This window comes from Methylophilus sp. Leaf408, assembly GCF_916856905.1.
Lineage (GTDB): Bacteria > Pseudomonadota > Gammaproteobacteria > Burkholderiales > Methylophilaceae > Methylophilus.
Genome location: NZ_CAKASK010000002.1, coordinates 419,171 through 434,368 on the forward strand (window position 1 = coordinate 419,171; position 15,198 = coordinate 434,368).

At 49.3% G+C, this 15,198-nt stretch carries 18 protein-coding genes; 2 read left to right on the forward strand and 16 right to left on the reverse strand.

The window, feature by feature from the left end:
• Positions 1 to 10 precede the first annotated feature (10 nt).
• The 4 genes from rpoD to rpsU all read right to left on the reverse strand — a co-directional run bounded on the left by rpoD (position 11) and on the right by rpsU (position 4,723).
• Entirely contained in the window at positions 11 to 1,957 is a 1,947-nt protein-coding gene (gene rpoD, locus LPA26_RS12885) for an RNA polymerase sigma factor RpoD (RefSeq protein ID WP_055828686.1), read from the reverse strand.
• Positions 1,958 to 2,116: 159 nt separating this feature from the next.
• Positions 2,117 to 3,856, reverse strand: a complete 1,740-nt coding sequence (gene dnaG, locus LPA26_RS12890) for a DNA primase (RefSeq protein ID WP_229008657.1) — start codon at positions 3,854 to 3,856, stop codon at positions 2,117 to 2,119.
• An 80-nt stretch (positions 3,857 to 3,936) separates the two neighbouring features.
• A complete protein-coding gene (locus tag LPA26_RS12895; protein ID WP_229008658.1) occupies positions 3,937 to 4,380 on the reverse strand; it encodes a GatB/YqeY domain-containing protein in 444 nt (147 codons plus the stop codon).
• A 130-nt stretch (positions 4,381 to 4,510) separates the two neighbouring features.
• Positions 4,511 to 4,723, reverse strand: coding sequence for a 30S ribosomal protein S21 (gene rpsU, locus LPA26_RS12900; RefSeq protein WP_055828694.1), 213 nt, complete (start codon positions 4,721 to 4,723; stop codon positions 4,511 to 4,513).
• A gap of 138 nt (positions 4,724 to 4,861) precedes the next feature.
• Here rpsU and tsaD point away from each other — a divergent pair, with 138 nt between their 5' ends.
• Positions 4,862 to 5,884: a tRNA (adenosine(37)-N6)-threonylcarbamoyltransferase complex transferase subunit TsaD gene (gene tsaD, locus LPA26_RS12905; protein WP_229008659.1), complete on the forward strand. Its 1,023-nt coding sequence runs from the start codon at positions 4,862 to 4,864 to the stop codon at positions 5,882 to 5,884.
• A gap of 1 nt (position 5,885) precedes the next feature.
• On the opposite strand, the gene plsY is transcribed toward tsaD, so the two are convergent.
• Positions 5,886 to 6,503 carry a glycerol-3-phosphate 1-O-acyltransferase PlsY gene (gene plsY, locus LPA26_RS12910; RefSeq protein ID WP_229008660.1) on the reverse strand — a complete coding sequence of 206 codons (618 nt, stop codon included), beginning with the start codon at positions 6,501 to 6,503 and terminating at the stop codon, positions 5,886 to 5,888.
• 116 nt (positions 6,504 to 6,619) lie between these two features.
• Between plsY and folB the strand changes: the two genes are divergently transcribed.
• The gene (folB, locus tag LPA26_RS12915; protein WP_229008661.1) at positions 6,620 to 6,970 is read left to right on the forward strand and encodes a dihydroneopterin aldolase; all 351 of its coding nucleotides are present in this window, start codon (positions 6,620 to 6,622) and stop codon (positions 6,968 to 6,970) included.
• A 140-nt stretch (positions 6,971 to 7,110) separates the two neighbouring features.
• Here the strand turns inward: folB and xerD are convergent, their stop codons facing one another.
• The 11 genes from xerD to tolB form a co-directional block, all read right to left on the reverse strand.
• Positions 7,111 to 8,022, reverse strand: a complete 912-nt coding sequence (xerD, locus tag LPA26_RS12920) for a site-specific tyrosine recombinase XerD (RefSeq protein ID WP_229008662.1) — start codon at positions 8,020 to 8,022, stop codon at positions 7,111 to 7,113.
• Positions 8,023 to 8,024: 2 nt separating this feature from the next.
• Positions 8,025 to 8,504 carry a methylated-DNA--[protein]-cysteine S-methyltransferase gene (locus LPA26_RS12925; RefSeq protein ID WP_229008663.1) on the reverse strand — a complete coding sequence of 160 codons (480 nt, stop codon included), beginning with the start codon at positions 8,502 to 8,504 and terminating at the stop codon, positions 8,025 to 8,027.
• Positions 8,505 to 8,607: 103 nt separating this feature from the next.
• On the reverse strand, positions 8,608 to 8,997 hold the full coding sequence (rplS, locus tag LPA26_RS12930; protein ID WP_055872143.1) for a 50S ribosomal protein L19: 390 nt from the start codon (positions 8,995 to 8,997) through the stop codon (positions 8,608 to 8,610).
• 41 nt (positions 8,998 to 9,038) lie between these two features.
• Complete coding sequence (trmD, locus tag LPA26_RS12935) at positions 9,039 to 9,773, reverse strand: tRNA (guanosine(37)-N1)-methyltransferase TrmD (protein WP_229008754.1); 735 nt, start codon at positions 9,771 to 9,773, stop codon at positions 9,039 to 9,041.
• A gap of 60 nt (positions 9,774 to 9,833) precedes the next feature.
• Positions 9,834 to 10,385 carry a ribosome maturation factor RimM gene (rimM, locus tag LPA26_RS12940; protein ID WP_229008664.1) on the reverse strand — a complete coding sequence of 184 codons (552 nt, stop codon included), beginning with the start codon at positions 10,383 to 10,385 and terminating at the stop codon, positions 9,834 to 9,836.
• 22 nt (positions 10,386 to 10,407) lie between these two features.
• Positions 10,408 to 10,860 (reverse strand): 30S ribosomal protein S16, encoded by a 453-nt coding sequence (gene rpsP, locus LPA26_RS12945; RefSeq protein WP_055828723.1) that lies wholly within the window; start codon positions 10,858 to 10,860, stop codon positions 10,408 to 10,410.
• 93 nt (positions 10,861 to 10,953) lie between these two features.
• Positions 10,954 to 11,667: a 7-cyano-7-deazaguanine synthase QueC gene (gene queC / locus LPA26_RS12950; RefSeq protein WP_229008665.1), complete on the reverse strand. Its 714-nt coding sequence runs from the start codon at positions 11,665 to 11,667 to the stop codon at positions 10,954 to 10,956.
• 1 nt (position 11,668) lies between these two features.
• Positions 11,669 to 12,310, reverse strand: coding sequence for a 7-carboxy-7-deazaguanine synthase QueE (gene queE, locus LPA26_RS12955; RefSeq protein WP_055872140.1), 642 nt, complete (start codon positions 12,308 to 12,310; stop codon positions 11,669 to 11,671).
• 82 nt (positions 12,311 to 12,392) lie between these two features.
• Positions 12,393 to 13,256, reverse strand: coding sequence for a YbgF trimerization domain-containing protein (locus LPA26_RS12960; protein ID WP_229008666.1), 864 nt, complete (start codon positions 13,254 to 13,256; stop codon positions 12,393 to 12,395).
• Complete coding sequence (gene pal, locus LPA26_RS12965) at positions 13,243 to 13,794, reverse strand: peptidoglycan-associated lipoprotein Pal (protein ID WP_229008667.1); 552 nt, start codon at positions 13,792 to 13,794, stop codon at positions 13,243 to 13,245. The genes LPA26_RS12960 and pal overlap by 14 nt, the downstream gene beginning before the upstream one ends.
• Before the next feature lie 44 nt (positions 13,795 to 13,838).
• Positions 13,839 to 15,185, reverse strand: a complete 1,347-nt coding sequence (tolB, locus tag LPA26_RS12970; RefSeq protein ID WP_229008668.1) for a Tol-Pal system beta propeller repeat protein TolB — start codon at positions 15,183 to 15,185, stop codon at positions 13,839 to 13,841.
• Between the last annotated feature and the right edge of the window lie 13 nt (positions 15,186 to 15,198).

Consider the following 15,198-nt stretch of genomic DNA (forward strand, 5'->3'; position numbering starts at 1 on the left):
TGATTATAAACTAATCTTGTCCGTTTTCTAAGAAGCTGCGCAGGCGCTCGGAGCGTGTTGGATGACGCAATTTACGTAGCGCTTTTGCTTCGATCTGACGGATACGTTCACGGGTCACGTCAAACTGCTTGCCCACTTCTTCTAGCGTATGGTCGGTGTTCATTTCGATACCAAAACGCATGCGTAGCACTTTGGCTTCACGCGGAGTCAGTGACTCCAGCACTTCACTTGTTGCATCGCGCAGGCTGGCGTACACCGCAGCATCCATTGGTGCCAGTGTGGTGTTGTCTTCGATAAAGTCGCCCAAATGGGAGTCTTCGTCGTCGCCAATCGGTGTTTCCATCGAGATCGGTTCTTTGCTGATCTTCAGGATTTTGCGGATTTTTTCTTCCGGCATTTCCATTTTCTCAGCCAGGGTCGCCGGATCAGGTTCCAGGCCAGTCTCTTGCAGAATCTGACGGCTGATGCGGTTCATCTTGTTGATGGTTTCGATCATGTGTACCGGGATACGAATCGTACGCGCCTGGTCAGCGATAGAACGGGTAATCGCCTGACGGATCCACCATGTCGCATAGGTCGAGAATTTGTAACCTCGACGATATTCAAATTTATCTACCGCTTTCATCAAGCCGATGTTACCCTCTTGAATCAAATCAAGGAACTGCAAACCACGGTTGGTGTACTTTTTGGCAATCGAAATCACCAGGCGCAAGTTAGCCTCGATCATTTCACGCTTGGCGCGACGGGCACGTGCTTCGCCGGTGGTCATCTGTTTGTTAATGTCGCGCAGCTCTTTAATCGGCAAACCAACACGAATTTGCAGGTTTTGCAAACGCTCTTGCTGATCCAGAATTGAATGAGTAAAGCGTGTGAGGCGCTCTGCGTAAGCAGGATTACCAGCCAACTCGCCATCCAGCCAGTTCATGTTGATTTCGTTACCAACGAAACTCTTGATGAATTGCTGACGCGGCATGCCCGCTCTGTCTACACAGAACTCCATGATCTTGCGTTCATGAGAGCGCACTTCTTCAACCATGTTACGCACCTGGTCACACAAGGCTTCAACTTGCTTAGCTGAGAAACGGAACGTGGTCAGCTCATCAAGCACTTGCTGATGCAGGGTTTTATATTCGTCGTTTTGTGTCCCTTTAGCCTGACGGATTTCATTCATCTTGGCATTGTGAGAACGAATTACGGCGAAGCGGTTGAGCACCTCTTCTTTGAGTTTTGCCAGCAATTCGGCAGACATGGAAGAAGCCTTGGCTTCATCATCTTCCTCTTCTTCGTCTTCCTCTTCTTCGCCTTCTTCTTCCTCTGCTTCAACAGCAGCCAGCGCGTCATCCAGGCCCAAATCGCTATCAATCAAACCATCGACCAGGTCGTCGACGCTCATTTCGTCTTTTTCAACTTTATCTACCATCTCCAGCAACTGGGCGATGGTGGTTGGACAGGCGGCGATCGCATGCACCATATGCTTGAGGCCATCTTCGATACGCTTGGCAATTTCAATCTCGCCCTCACGTGTCAGCAGGTCAACCGTACCCATTTCGCGCATATACATACGCACCGGGTCGGTAGTACGGCCAAACTCTGAATCAACCGTTGCTAAAGCTTGTTCAGCTTCTTCAGCAGCATCTTCATCAGTCACGGCTGGCGGTGCGTCTGACATCAGCAACACTTCGGCATCAGGCGCTTCTTCATACACCTGGATACCCATGTCATTGATCATGCCGATAATGCTCTCGATCTGCTCGGAGTCTTGCACATCATCCGGCAAGTGGTCATTAATTTCGGCGTAAGTGAGGTAACCGCGCTCTTTACCCAGAACAATTAGGGTTTTCAGGCGGGTACGGCGCGCTTCTGCATCCATGGCCTGCGTGGCCGGGTCTTTAGGGGATTCGGCTTCTTTGATTCCGAGCTCTTTATCTAAACTTTTATCTGCTTTTGGTCTGGCCATGGCCGATTCCACCTCTAAAATGATTGTTGTCGAGCGCCGACCACACCTTCTGACACGCCGCTCGCTATAACATTACGGGAAACCCTACATTTTACCTGATTTTTGCATTTTCTTTAAGCATACCCATGACTGTTTTTGTGGGTATTAGGAAAACACAGGTTAGCGCTTGCTGGTTAACTGCCGTAAGGACTCTCGTTCAGCGTCTGAGAGTGTAGAAAACGGTTTTTCTGTGAGTTTACCAAGCAGCGATTTGTCTCTCGCAGCTAGCGCCATATCGGATAATTGGGTACACGCCCCCTCAAATTCAAGTGTGAAGTCCAGGCTTTCATCCAGTAAAGACAATTCTCTATGTAATTGATTGCGCAAGACTTCTGAAATACCCTGACTCACTATTTGCAACAATACGACCGGGCGTGACTGAGGGTGCGCGATCGATGCTTTGACGACTTCACGCAACATATGCTCCTCATCACTCTCGCCCAACACCTGATCGAGCAAATCGTGCCGTGCCCATTGCGGACGCATGAGCAAGATCAACGCCAGTCGCAAATGCAATGACAATGGCGTTCTTGAACGCTGTCGCGGTGTTTTTTCCTGTTTCTTTGTCGGATTCGGCAACTTGAGCATGCGCTGCATTTCAGCTTGACCTAAGCCGGTCATTTCGGCAACTTTTTTACGTAACAACATGGAAAACCGCGGTGCCTGGATCTGTTTGAGAATAGGCTCGGCCTCATTCAGAAATTGCACTTTATCCTCCTGCGACGCCATCGGATTATGCTCACTCAAATGCTGGATAATATATTGCGAAAGCGGCATCGCTTTATCCATTTCTGCCTCAAATGCCTCTTTGCCAAATTCACGTACAAAACTATCGGGGTCATGTTCGGCAGGCAGAAACAGGAAGCGCAATTTCAGGCCGTCTTTAATCGCAGACAAGGCATTCATTACTGCACGCCAGGCCGCTGTGCGTCCGGCTTTATCGCCATCAAAACTGAAGACTATTTCATCGGTCTGCCGCATTAATTTGGCGATATGAAACGGTGTAGTAGCTGTGCCCAGCGCGGCCACGGCATATTCAATACCGTATTGCGCCAGCGCCACCACATCCATGTAGCCCTCTACAACCAGCACACGACCTGCATCACGAATGGCGCGCCTCGCCATAAACAAGCCATATAGCTCATGGCCTTTTTGGAACAAAGGCGTTTCCGGGGAGTTGTAATATTTAGGTGTATCTTCAGGGTTAATCACACGCCCGCCAAAACCGATGACTTCACCTTTCTGATTATGAATCGGAAACATAATTCGGTCGCGGAAACGATCATAACGACGCCCCTGCTCGTTCTGCACGACCAACCCGGCAATTTCGAGTGCTTCTGCCTCATAGTTTGGGAATACCGTTTGCAGATTTTGCCAACTGGCAGGTGCGTAACCCACCTGGAATTTGGCTGCCACCTGCCCGCTCAAGCCACGTCCTTTTAAATACTCAATTGCGCGTGGTGATTTTTTAAGCTCAGCTTTATAAAAGACGGCAGCTTGTTGCAAAGTCTCTTGCAAGCTCAGCATCACTGCTTTGCTGGGGGGCTCTGGTTGGCTAGGATCGCGTTGCTCTTGCGGCACAATCATGCCGACTTGCCTGGCCAAATCATGAATCGCTTCAATGAAACTCAGCCCGTTGTATTCCATCAGAAAGCTTAGTGCAGACCCATGGGCACCGCAGCCAAAGCAGTGATAAAACTGCTTGGTTGGGCTTACAGTAAAACTAGGGGATTTTTCGTTATGAAACGGGCAACATGCCGAGTAATTCGCCCCGGCTTTTTTCAATGGAACCGCCTTATCGATGACCTCGACAACGTCTACGCGATTGAGCAGTTCTTGAATAAAACTTTCGGGGATCATAAATGGAAGTATCGCTTATGCGGAGCAAAAAACAAAGGGCGCCAATGCGCCCTCTAACTGTTTTGCAACTGGCTGCAAACTTAGCCTAAAGCAGCTTTAATCAAGCCGGATACTTTCGCCATATCCGCTTTACCTGCAACCAGCGGTTTCACAGCACCGACCACTTTGCCCATATTTTTGGCGCCAGCGGCGCCGGTGTCAGCCACTACCTTAGCGATAATGGCCTTAATTTCTTCTTCACTCATCTGCGCCGGCAAATACGTTTGCAACACGGTGACTTCAAATTTTTCCTGGTCAGCTAAATCGTGACGCTCAGCACTCTCAAAAGCAGCAATTGAATCGCGGCGCTGTTTAAGCATCTTCTCAATCGCGGTAATCACAGCTGCATCATCCATCTCGATACGCTCATCAACCTCGCGCTGCTTGATGGCCGCCAGTATCAGACGAATCACACCCAGCTTGGCCGTATCCTTGGCACGCATGGCGGTTTTCATATCTTCGGTGATTTGTGCTTTCAAGCTCATATGCGTTTCCATTAAACAGACTGACGAAAAATACCGGCTACAGAAATAGCTAAAGGTTGTGGCACGCCACAACCTTTGCAATATTCAGTTAACCCCAGCCACTGGTTAACCGCAAAACATACCCTAGAAATTAATAGAGTTTTGTTGGCAACTGTTGGTTGCGCAGACGACGGTATTGACGTTTAACCGCAGCAGCAGCTTTACGTTTACGTTCCCAGGTTGGTTTTTCGTAGAACTCGCGTGCACGCAAGTCGTTCAACAAACCAGTTTTTTCAATCAAACGCTTAAAGCGGCGCAATGCAACGTCAAACGGTTCGTTCTCTTTCACACGAATAGCGGTCATGTAAATCCCTATCCTTACAATTATTGGTTAGACTAAGGTGCTTGCGGATTGATGCAGCACTGAAAACCGCGTATTCTATCGCGCTTATCTGGATTTATCAATCTTTTCTGTAAAAAATCATATGCGAGTTCCTTTTTAATGTTGGTGTTAGGCATTGAATCCTCTTGTGACGAAACCGGCGTCGCTCTGTACGATACACGTCACGGCTTGCTGGCCCATGCGCTGCACTCGCAAATTGATATGCATGCCGCTTACGGCGGCGTAGTGCCTGAACTGGCTTCGCGCGACCACATCAGCCGTGCTCTACCGTTGACACAGCAGGTCCTCGCGCAGGCAGACAAAACTTTGCAGGACATTCAAGGCATTGCCTATACGCAAGGCCCAGGTCTGGCCGGCGCTTTACTGGTTGGCACCAGCATTGCGCAATCACTGGCGTTTGCTTTGAATGTGCCGTCAGTCGGCGTACACCATCTGGAAGGCCATTTGCTTGCCCCGTTACTGGAGGAAAATCCGCCAGCTTTCCCCTTTGTTGCCTTACTGGTTTCTGGCGGCCATAGCCAATTAATGCGCGTAGATGGCATCGGGCAATATGAATTGCTGGGCGATACGCTAGATGATGCTGCCGGTGAAGCATTTGATAAGACAGCAAAATTAATGAAGCTGGGCTATCCAGGCGGACCAGCGTTATCGAGACTTGCCGAGCTGGGTAAGCCTCGCTTCCAGCTGCCAAGGCCTATGCTTACCAGCCCTGACTTGAACTTCAGTTTCAGCGGCCTGAAAACGGCAGTGCTCACATTAGTTAATAACCAGCCACAACTGGATGCGGAAACCGTGCAAGATATTGCCTGGGAGTTCCAGGAATCAGTGACCGAGATTTTGACGCTTAAATGCATGAAAGCGCTCAAGCAGACCAAGCTGAAAAGACTAGTGGTTTCTGGTGGCGTCGGTGCCAACAAACGCTTGCGTGAGCGCCTGAATGAGGCAGCATTGAAACGTGGTGCGAGCGTCAGCTACCCAAGACTGGAATTCTGTACTGATAACGGCGCCATGATCGCCTTTGCCGGTGCCATGCGCCTGCATGCCATGCAGCAAAACACACCTGATTACAGCTTTAGCGTGCGCCCCCGCTGGGATTTAGCAGAACTCAAAGCACCTGCTTAAATTACTTTTTACCAAAGCGGGTTTCAGTACCCGCCAGTAATTTCTCAATATTGGATTGATGGCGAATCAGTAAAAACGCCGCCATTACCACCACTACAGCCACATAGACCGGATAAGGCGACAAAAACTGCCAGGCAATAATTGGCGATAATACGGCTGCCACCAAGGCTGACAATGAAGAGATTCTGCTGATTAAAAACACCGCCAACCACACTGTGACAACACTTAACGCCAACCAGCCTGAAAACGCAATCATCACACCCAATGCTGTGGCTACACCTTTACCGCCTTTGAATTTATGGTAAATAGGGTATAGATGCCCCAAGAATACGGCCAGGCCAACCAAAGCCACCACATCCATCAGCATACCTGCATGTAACGCCAGCCATACTGGCAACCAGCCTTTAAACACATCGCCCAACAAGGTCAAAATAGCCGCTGATTTCTTTCCGCTACGGGCTACATTAGTCGCGCCGATATTGCCGCTACCTACTGAACGCGGGTCCGGTAACCTATATAATTTGCTGACAATAATGCCAAAAGCAATCGAACCGATTAAGTAGGCCGCTATTACCCAGATGATTGCTTCCAGCTCAAACCCAAAACCAAATTCGCTCATATTTAAAACTCTCAGGAGATGCGCAGTGCGCTTTGTGCCAGCCACTGCGTGATGTTGTATGATGCCGAATCATACTGGATTCCGGCCCGCGCGGAAATAACAAAGGACGCATAGTGATGGACACGATTTTTCTTGAACAAGTCAAAGTACAAACCAAGCTTGGCGTGCCCGAGTGGGAGCGTGCCGTACCACAGACAGTGATTCTGGATATTGAAATTGGTTATGACTTTAGTAAAGCCTGCCAGAGTGATGCGATTGAAGACACCATTGATTATGGGCAGGTAGTAGGGCGTATTCGCGAGACTTTAGCAGAGCGTAGCTTTAAGTTGGTGGAAGCCCTGGGGGAGCATGTTTGCCAGTTGGTTTTGCAAGAGTTTAAGGCGCAGAATGTGAAGCTAAAGGTGAGCAAGCCGGGAATATTGCCGGGGCTGAAGGCATTGGGGGTGACGCTTCATCGGACAGCTTAAATCTTGATTATTTAAGCATTTCTAAACGTTTTATGTCGATTTTAGGAGAAAAAGAATGTTGAGTATCTGAAGAATACCTATTTAAACTCTTCCAGATGATTAACACCCACGATCTAACCACAACTCTGATCAGAACTCGTCTACCCTCTGGGATGATGCATCTTATGCAACTGCTGCAGCCTCTCCCTCGCCACATGCGTATAAATCTGCGTAGTAGAAATATCCGCATGCCCCAGCAACATCTGCACCACCCGCAAATCCGCACCATGATTCAGCAAATGCGTCGCAAACGCATGACGCAATACATGCGGGCTGATATGCTGGGTAATACCCGCCTGTAAAGCATAACGCTGAATCAAATGCCAAAAAGCGTGCCGTGTCATCGCAGCGCCGCGATTGGTGACAAACATGGCATCACTGAGACGGTTCCCCAGGATTTCTGCCCGCGCATATTCCAGATATCTATCAATCCACTCCGCAGCTTCTTGCCCCATAGGCACCAACCTGGTCTTGCTACCTTTACCTGTGACACGCACGACGCCATCCTGTGTGCTGATTTCCGCCACGCTGACATTGACCAATTCAGAAACCCGCAAGCCGCTGGCATATAACAATTCCAGCATTGCCCGATCACGGATACCCAATGGTGTATTCACATCCGGGGCATGCAGCAAATCTTCCACTTGCGATTCGCTCATGGTTTTGGGTAACTGCCTGGGCATTTTCGGCGCTTCTATATGCAGCGTCGGGTCTTGTTTAATCAGGTTCGCCAGCAAGGCATAGCGGTAAAACCGGCGCAGGGTGGCAATCAGCCGGTTGATACTTCTGACTTTGACCAGCGGGAAACGATGTGCCAGATACTCCTGCACCTGGTGTGATTGCACCTCCCATAACGTCAATGTGCGTTTGCTGACCCACTCGGCAAAGCCTTTGAGGTCATTACGGTAACTTGCAAGCGTGTTGGGTGACAGGCCATCTTCCAGCCATAATTGATCAATGAAGCTATCAATTTCAGGAAAAGCTGTTATTGCGGTACTTTTTTTTTGCTGCATTGTTATTTTTCTGCGCGCTGTTCATGCGCCAACAGCCAGCGCTTGATTTCCAGGCCACCTTCTATACCCTGCATGAATCCACCCAGGCCATTACTGGCAACAATACGATGGCATGGATTAAACAAAGGCAACGGGTTGGCCCCACAGGCGTTGGCAACGGCACGCGGCCCGGAACCAACAGCTGCAGCCAATTGGCTATAGGTCCAGGTTTCACCCACTGGAATCGTACGCATGGCTTGCCAGACTCGCTGCTGGAAAGGGATACCATGACTAGACTGAATGGGCTGCCAGGCCATGTGCGGATTTTCAAGATAAGCCGCCACTTGATCGGCAACTGCTTGCGCACGCGGATTAGGGTTGAATTTCACCGGCAAGGCATGCAGCAGGAATTGAAGTATCTCGCCCTTCTCATCACTGCGTACACCCACAAAACCAAATGGTGCAGGAATTAAAGCATCAAGTTCATCAACAAAACTTTTCATGCATGTATTTAACGTTAATCTTGAACCTGGCGCAACCGACTATAGCAAGAATATGGCAATAAAAAAGCCCTTCAAAAGAAGGGCTTTTTCTGCAACGCTTGAATTAGGAGTTGTCTGCCGCGATTTCTTTCTCGCGTGCAACCAGTTTCTCTTTAATACGTGCAGATTTACCTGAACGTTCACGCAGGTAGTACAGTTTAGCGCGACGAACGTCACCACGGCGCTTCACTTCGATAGAAGCGATTTGTGGGGAGTAAGTCTGGAATGTACGCTCTACACCTTCACCTGATGAGATTTTGCGTACGATAAATGAAGAATTCAGGCCTCTGTTACGCTTGGCGATGACTACGCCTTCGTAAGCCTGCACACGTTTACGTGTACCTTCAACCACGTTCACACCTACGATGACTGTGTCGCCTGGTGCAAAGCTAGGGATAGTTTTGTTCAAGCGGGCAATTTCTTCCTGCTCTAACATTTTGATAATGTCTGCCATGTTACTTCCTTTCGTTCCTTTTAATTGTAAAGAGCTCGTTCCTACTCTACATCTTTGAGTAGCCTAGCCTCTTCCTTCGTCAACTGCCTTGCGGCAAGTAAATCCGGGCGTTTAGCCCTTGTTAGCACCAGCGATTGTTGTAACCGCCATTGTCTAATCTTTGCGTGGTGACCAGACAATAAAATGGCTGGCACCGCTAATCCTTCAAATACTTCCGGTCGTGTGTAGTGCGGGTAATCCAGAAGGCCGTTCACAAACGAATCTTCCTGCGCTGAATCAGCGTCCCCTAGCGCACCTGGTAACTGGCGGATAATCGCATCCAGTAATACCATGGCCGGTAACTCGCCACCGCTTAACACATAATCACCGATAGAGATTTCCTCATCTACCAGTGACTCCAGCACACGCTGGTCCACTCCCTCATAGCGGCTGGCTAATAACACCAGCCCCTGATAATCTTTGAGCGCCATCACTTTTTCATGTGTGAGTGGCTGTCCTCGTGGTGACAGATGAATCACCCTGGGCGTTAACCCTTTTGCCTGCAAGCTTGCCTTGGCATCTTTAATCGCTGCTGCCAGTGGCTCAGCCATCATCACCATGCCGGGGCCACCGCCATATGGCCTGTCATCGACCGTATGATGCACATCCTGTGTATATTCGCGTGGATTAATCAGGTTTAACTGATACAAACCACGCTGTTTGGCACGACCGGTAATGCCGTACTCTGTCAGTGCTGTAAACATCTCAGGAAACAAACTGATGACTTCAATCTGCATCATGAGACTACCTTTCATTTCCGGCTTTCAATTCCGGGCTTCCAATATTTCGGACGCCTTTTAAAAATCTGCATCCCAATCAACCAGCACCGTACCGGCTTTTATATTTACATCCGGTACTGCGTCGCTGGTAAAAGGAATCAGCCGCTCGCGGTATTCCTCATGCAACTTACCATCTTTACCCTTGACGCTGGTAGGCTGGTCTTCACGCACGACCAGCACATCGTTGGCACCAGTTTCAAACACCTGGGTGATTTTGCCGAACACGACACCTTGCGTATTGGTAACATGCAAGCCTATCAGGTCAGACCAGTAATACTCACCTTCGTCAGGTTCTGGTAGTGCTGCGCGTGGTACCGCAATTTGCTGCCCTTTCAGGCTAAATGCAGCATCGCGGTCTGCGACGCCTGCCAGCTTGATCAGCAATACGTCGTTGTGGATTTTGGTTTGTTCAACCGAACATTCGCGCCAGTTTGGCGCTTTGCCTATCCACCAGACTTCATAATCCAGCAAGCCATCCAGATACTCAGTATCGGGCACAACTTTCAGCCACCCATAAACGCCATATGGGGCGACAATGCGCCCCATTACAACCATATCTTCAAACGCCATATGAGATCAGGCGTAAGAAAAATTATTCAGCAGCTGGTGTTTCAGCAGCTGCGGCTTCAGCGGCATCCGCTTCAGCTTTTGCGGCTGCGTCAGCTTTTTCTTTGGCAGCGGCTTCTGCAGCAGCAGCGTCAGCTTCAGCTTTTACTTTAGCAGCAGCATCCGCTTCTTTTTTCGCCTTGGCAGCATCCGCTTTAGCAGCGTCTTTAGCTTTGGCAGCAGCCATACCATCAACGCCTTTAGCGTGGAATTTAACCAGACGTGCAACAGTGTCAGACACTTGAGCACCGGTACCGATCCAGTATTGCGCGCGCTCTTCATTGATACGCAGGCCTTCTGCACCAGCACGCGCTGATGGATTGTAGAAACCGATGCGCTCTACGAAACGACCGTCACGACGGTTGCGGGAATCTGCCACAACTACGCTGTAAAACGGGTTCTTCTTAGAACCACCGCGTGATAAACGAATAACGACCATAATCTTTGTTCTCTTAAAAATGAATTCTTAGCAGAAAGGCGCGGATTATACTTGATGAATACGCGAACTGGCAAGTGTTTTTCACTTACTTAATCAGCTATTGCGGTAAGGCGTGGGATCCTCGACACCGGCCTGTACGAAACCTGTTTTGCGGAACCGGCAGGAATCACATACCCCACAAGCCGCCCCGGCATCATCTGCCTGGTAGCATGAAACCGTCAGTCCGTAATCCACGCCCAAGGCGTGGCCCGTGCGGATAATATCCGCTTTGGTCATATCGATCAGCGGCGCATGCACCGTGATCGGCTGCCCTTCCACGGCAGCCTTGGTCGCCAGGTTAGCCATTTGCTGGAATGCTTTCACGTACTCTCCGCGGCAATCAGGGTAACCCGAATAATCGAGCGCATTCACGCCGATAAAAATATCATGCGCTTCCAGCACCTCTGCCCAGGCCAGTGACAATGACAGCATGATGGTATTGCGCGCCGGCACATAGGTCACCGGGATACCTTGCGTTTCTTGCTCAGGCACGGCAATGGCATTATCGGTGAGCGCGGAGCCGCCGAATAAGGATAAATCCAGTTGCACGGTTTTATGTTCGGCTGCGCCTAACGCTGTGGCGACGCGTTGCGCAGCCAGCAATTCGACATTATGCCGCTGGTGATAATCCAGGCTCAGGCAATAGCACTCGTACCCCTGAGATTGCGCAATCGCCAGCACGGTGGTCGAATCCAGCCCACCAGATAACAGGATAACGGCTTTGGGTTTTTGTCCGGTTGAATTGTTGTGTTGATTCAGGTCTGTCAACTTACACCCCTTGCTTCTCGCCCCAAAGGATTTTATGTAATTGCAGTTGCATTCTGACATGTAACTGGTCCTGCAATATCCAGCCGGCAAGGGTCTCGCCACTCACTTGATTAAAGCTTGGGGAGAACAAATGATCACAGTCCGCAGGGAACGGCTGTTCGGCCATCATTTGCCTGGTCCAATCATAATCTTCACGGCTACAGATAACCCATTTCACCTCATCGCCGACTTTAAGCAACGGCAGATTCTCCCAGCGGTTTTTCAGCATTTCGCCGGAACCCGGAGTTTTCACGTCCATGATGACTTTTACTCTTTGATCTACAGGCGTCAAATCCATGGCACCACTGGTTTCCAGTGAAACCCGATAGCCAGAATCGCATAATCTGGTCAGCAAATCAGCGCAGCTTTTTTGCGCCAATGGCTCGCCACCTGTGACACAGACATAGCGCGTGCCATACTGCTCAACCTGCTGCATGATCTCGTCCAGCGTCATATTGCTGCCGCCTTTGAACGCGTATTCAGTATCGCAATACACGCACCGCAACGGGCAACCTGTGAGACGAATGAAGACCGTCGGCAAGCCGACACGGGAACTTTCGCCCTGCAAAGAATAAAAGATTTCGAAAATTCTGAGTGTGGTCATGGGAGTAATAAAGTAAACGGGCAGATATTGCTATCTGCCCGTTATTATCGCCGAAATAAGGCAATTTCAATCATGCAAACTACTATTTAATGCTTTCAAGCACCTTCAGGCGTTTTTGCGCGCTAGGCGTTACTTCTGCTGAAGGGTGGGCAGCAATCAATTCTTTCAAGGTCTTCTTGGCTGCTGGTATCTGGCCTAACTGAATCTGGCTATTGGCCAGACTGAGCATGGCATTAGGTGCCAGCGGATGCGAAGCATAGTTTTCCAGGAACTTTTGCTGGGTTGCCACTGAAGATTTGTAGCTCTTGAGCGCAAACTGGGTATACCCCATGCCATATAAGGCATCAGGCGCCAATTTGCTACCAGAGTAGGTTTTCAAAAAGTTGTCATATGCAGTAAACGCCTCTTTGTATTTACCTGCCTGGTTAAGCGACTCCGCTTCAGAAAAAGCACGTGCCTCCTGCTGGGATGCATCAGATGGCTTATTGGCATCACTACCGGCTGCGCCGGGCACAGCAACACCCAGCTGCCCGGAAACCTGCTGTGCCAGCGACTCAAGACCTTTGACACGGGTATCCAGATCAGTGTACTGCGCATTTTGCTTGGTGCGCATATCCTCCAATTGATGGTTGACGACTTCGAGGTCACCCTTCAACTGCGCAACATCCTGCCGTATCTGCTCCAGCTGGTTCTGCATATCCAGCAAACCTTTGCCATTGATGAGCGACTCCAGGCTTTGCACCCTTTTATCCAGAGATTGCTGGATACGCGTCAAATCACCAATCGATTTTTGCTGCGCATCATGCTCGGAAGCCTGCTTATTCTCTAACTCAAGAATACGTTTCCTGGCTTCAGCATCATCAAACAGCGCCGCATGGCTGACTGCCGAAACAGTCAGCCCCAGTAAGGCAATCGAAATTGCTTTACGCAAATTATTGGCTTGCATACACAACATCTACGCGACGGTCATGCTGGAAGCAATCGTCGTCACCACAATTCTGCTTGGAGCGCTCTTCACCGTAGCTAACAGTTTCGATCTGGTTATCGCTAACGCCCAATACGTTCAAGGCATTTTTAACAGCTACAGCACGACGTTGACCCAGTGCCAGGTTGTACTCATGTGTACCACGCTCATCAGTGTTACCTTGCAATACCACTTTGGTTTGTGGATGTGCAGCCAGATATTTGGCGTGGTTAGCTACCAGTTCTTTGTACTCTGAACGGATTGCGTCGCTATCGTAATCAAAGAAGATTTGACGTTTAGCCAGTTCAGCCGCGCTTAACTGATCTTTGCCGCTATCAACATCAACTGTTTTGATATCAATTTTGTTAGTACCAGCAGAACCATCATTACCATTGTTCTGTGAGTTTGAAATTGGCTTAGTCACGCTTGAATCTTCAACTTTTGCCGGGTTCATTGGGGTGCTTTTACAAGCAGTCAATACCAATGCGAGAGCTGCGATTTTCCAGATATTATTGTTCATACTTTCTCCTTAAATTGAGTTACAAAACTAAAATTCATCCATACCTACTTGGGTGCCGCTTGCGCAGGTCCCCAGGCAGGTTCACGAATATCACCACCAGCTTCAGATAAACGCTGCCTTACCAGGCCATCCACTGTCACTGTCGCCAACGTGCCTTTTCCACCCACGCGCGTTGCATACATGATCGTGCGTGCATTTGGTGCAAAGCTAGGGGATTCATCCTGTGAGCCAGTGCTTAGCAGCTTGACGTCTCCAGAACCAAGATCTTGTACAGCAACTTTGAACGAACCACCATCATTACGGATGTAGGTCAGGTATTTCCCATCAGGTGAAAAACGCGGACTCACGTTATAACCCCCTTCAAATGTCACCCGTGAAGCTGAACCACCCGAAGCAGGCACTTTATATATCTGCGGGCGTCCGCCACGGTCTGAACTGAAATAAATGAACTGGCCATCTGGAGAGAAAGCAGGCTCAGTATCAATCGAGCTGCTCTTGGTTACTTGTTGCAGGTTTGAGCCATCAGCCGAGATAGTATAAATCTGAGAGTTTGCGCCATACGTCAACACTACCGCCAGTTTACTGCCATCCGGGGCCCACGCTGGTGCACTGTTATTACCCTTGAAGTTGGCAACGACTTTGCGCTCGCCGGTATAAAGTGATTGGACAAAAACGATAGGTTTCTTTTTCTCAAAAGACACATAGGCCATTTTGCTGCCGTCAGGTGCCCATGCTGGTGAAATAATCGGTTCATTTGAAGACACCAGGGTTTGTGCATTAAAACCATCGTAATCAGCAATCTGCAGCGTAAAACGCTTACCTGCTTTGGTCACATACGCGATACGTGTGGCAAAAGCGCCTGGCTGGCCGGTGAATTTTTCATAAATCTGATCAGCAATTAAATGCGCAACGTGCCTGTATTGGCTAGGAGAAACAGTATAAGTAGATTGCAACAAAGGTGTTTGGCGCAAAACGTCCACCACCTGAACATTGATTTTCAAATTACCATTGGCTGTTTGCTGAACTTCACCAATGCTCAAGCCTTGTGCCTTGAGTGCAGTCCAGTCGGTATATTTGATTTGTGCAGCCGTCGTAGGCAATGAAGGCACGCCGCTGGTGTTCAGCACACGGAACATACCGCTGCCTTTTAAATCATTGCTGATGATTTCATGAATACGGCTTTTGCCTTGTACATTGGCAGGCTCGTTCAATGGCAAAATTGCAATAGGAATCTGGATGGCGCTACCACCGCTAATCTCGATTTCAAGCGCAGCTTGAGCAGGATTTGCAAACATCCACACCAGGATACTGGTGCAAAACGCATTGATTAATGCCCAACGATTATCTATCAGGCGGCTTTTAACTCTTGTCATGGTTACAATATTATTCACTTTAAATTGCCTG

Coding starts and splice junctions, on each gene's coding strand:
- pal (WP_229008667.1), bottom strand. CDS start 13,794: ATGAACAATAATATCTGGAAAATCGCAGCTCTCGCATTGGTATTGACT.
- LPA26_RS12960 (WP_229008666.1), bottom strand. CDS start 13,256: ATGCAAGCCAATAATTTGCGTAAAGCAATTTCGATTGCCTTACTGGGG.
- rimM (WP_229008664.1), bottom strand. CDS start 10,385: ATGGCGTTTGAAGATATGGTTGTAATGGGGCGCATTGTCGCCCCATAT.
- xerD (WP_229008662.1), bottom strand. CDS start 8,022: ATGCAGCAAAAAAAAAGTACCGCAATAACAGCTTTTCCTGAAATTGAT.
- tsaD (WP_229008659.1), top strand. CDS start 4,862: ATGTTGGTGTTAGGCATTGAATCCTCTTGTGACGAAACCGGCGTCGCT.
- rplS (WP_055872143.1), bottom strand. CDS start 8,997: ATGGCAGACATTATCAAAATGTTAGAGCAGGAAGAAATTGCCCGCTTG.
- LPA26_RS12925 (WP_229008663.1), bottom strand. CDS start 8,504: ATGAAAAGTTTTGTTGATGAACTTGATGCTTTAATTCCTGCACCATTT.
- trmD (WP_229008754.1), bottom strand. CDS start 9,773: ATGCAGATTGAAGTCATCAGTTTGTTTCCTGAGATGTTTACAGCACTG.
- rpoD (WP_055828686.1), bottom strand. CDS start 1,957: ATGGCCAGACCAAAAGCAGATAAAAGTTTAGATAAAGAGCTCGGAATC.
- plsY (WP_229008660.1), bottom strand. CDS start 6,503: ATGAGCGAATTTGGTTTTGGGTTTGAGCTGGAAGCAATCATCTGGGTA.
- dnaG (WP_229008657.1), bottom strand. CDS start 3,856: ATGATCCCCGAAAGTTTTATTCAAGAACTGCTCAATCGCGTAGACGTT.
- folB (WP_229008661.1), top strand. CDS start 6,620: ATGGACACGATTTTTCTTGAACAAGTCAAAGTACAAACCAAGCTTGGC.
- rpsP (WP_055828723.1), bottom strand. CDS start 10,860: ATGGTCGTTATTCGTTTATCACGCGGTGGTTCTAAGAAGAACCCGTTT.
- LPA26_RS12895 (WP_229008658.1), bottom strand. CDS start 4,380: ATGAGCTTGAAAGCACAAATCACCGAAGATATGAAAACCGCCATGCGT.
- queE (WP_055872140.1), bottom strand. CDS start 12,310: ATGACCACACTCAGAATTTTCGAAATCTTTTATTCTTTGCAGGGCGAA.
- rpsU (WP_055828694.1), bottom strand. CDS start 4,723: ATGACCGCTATTCGTGTGAAAGAGAACGAACCGTTTGACGTTGCATTG.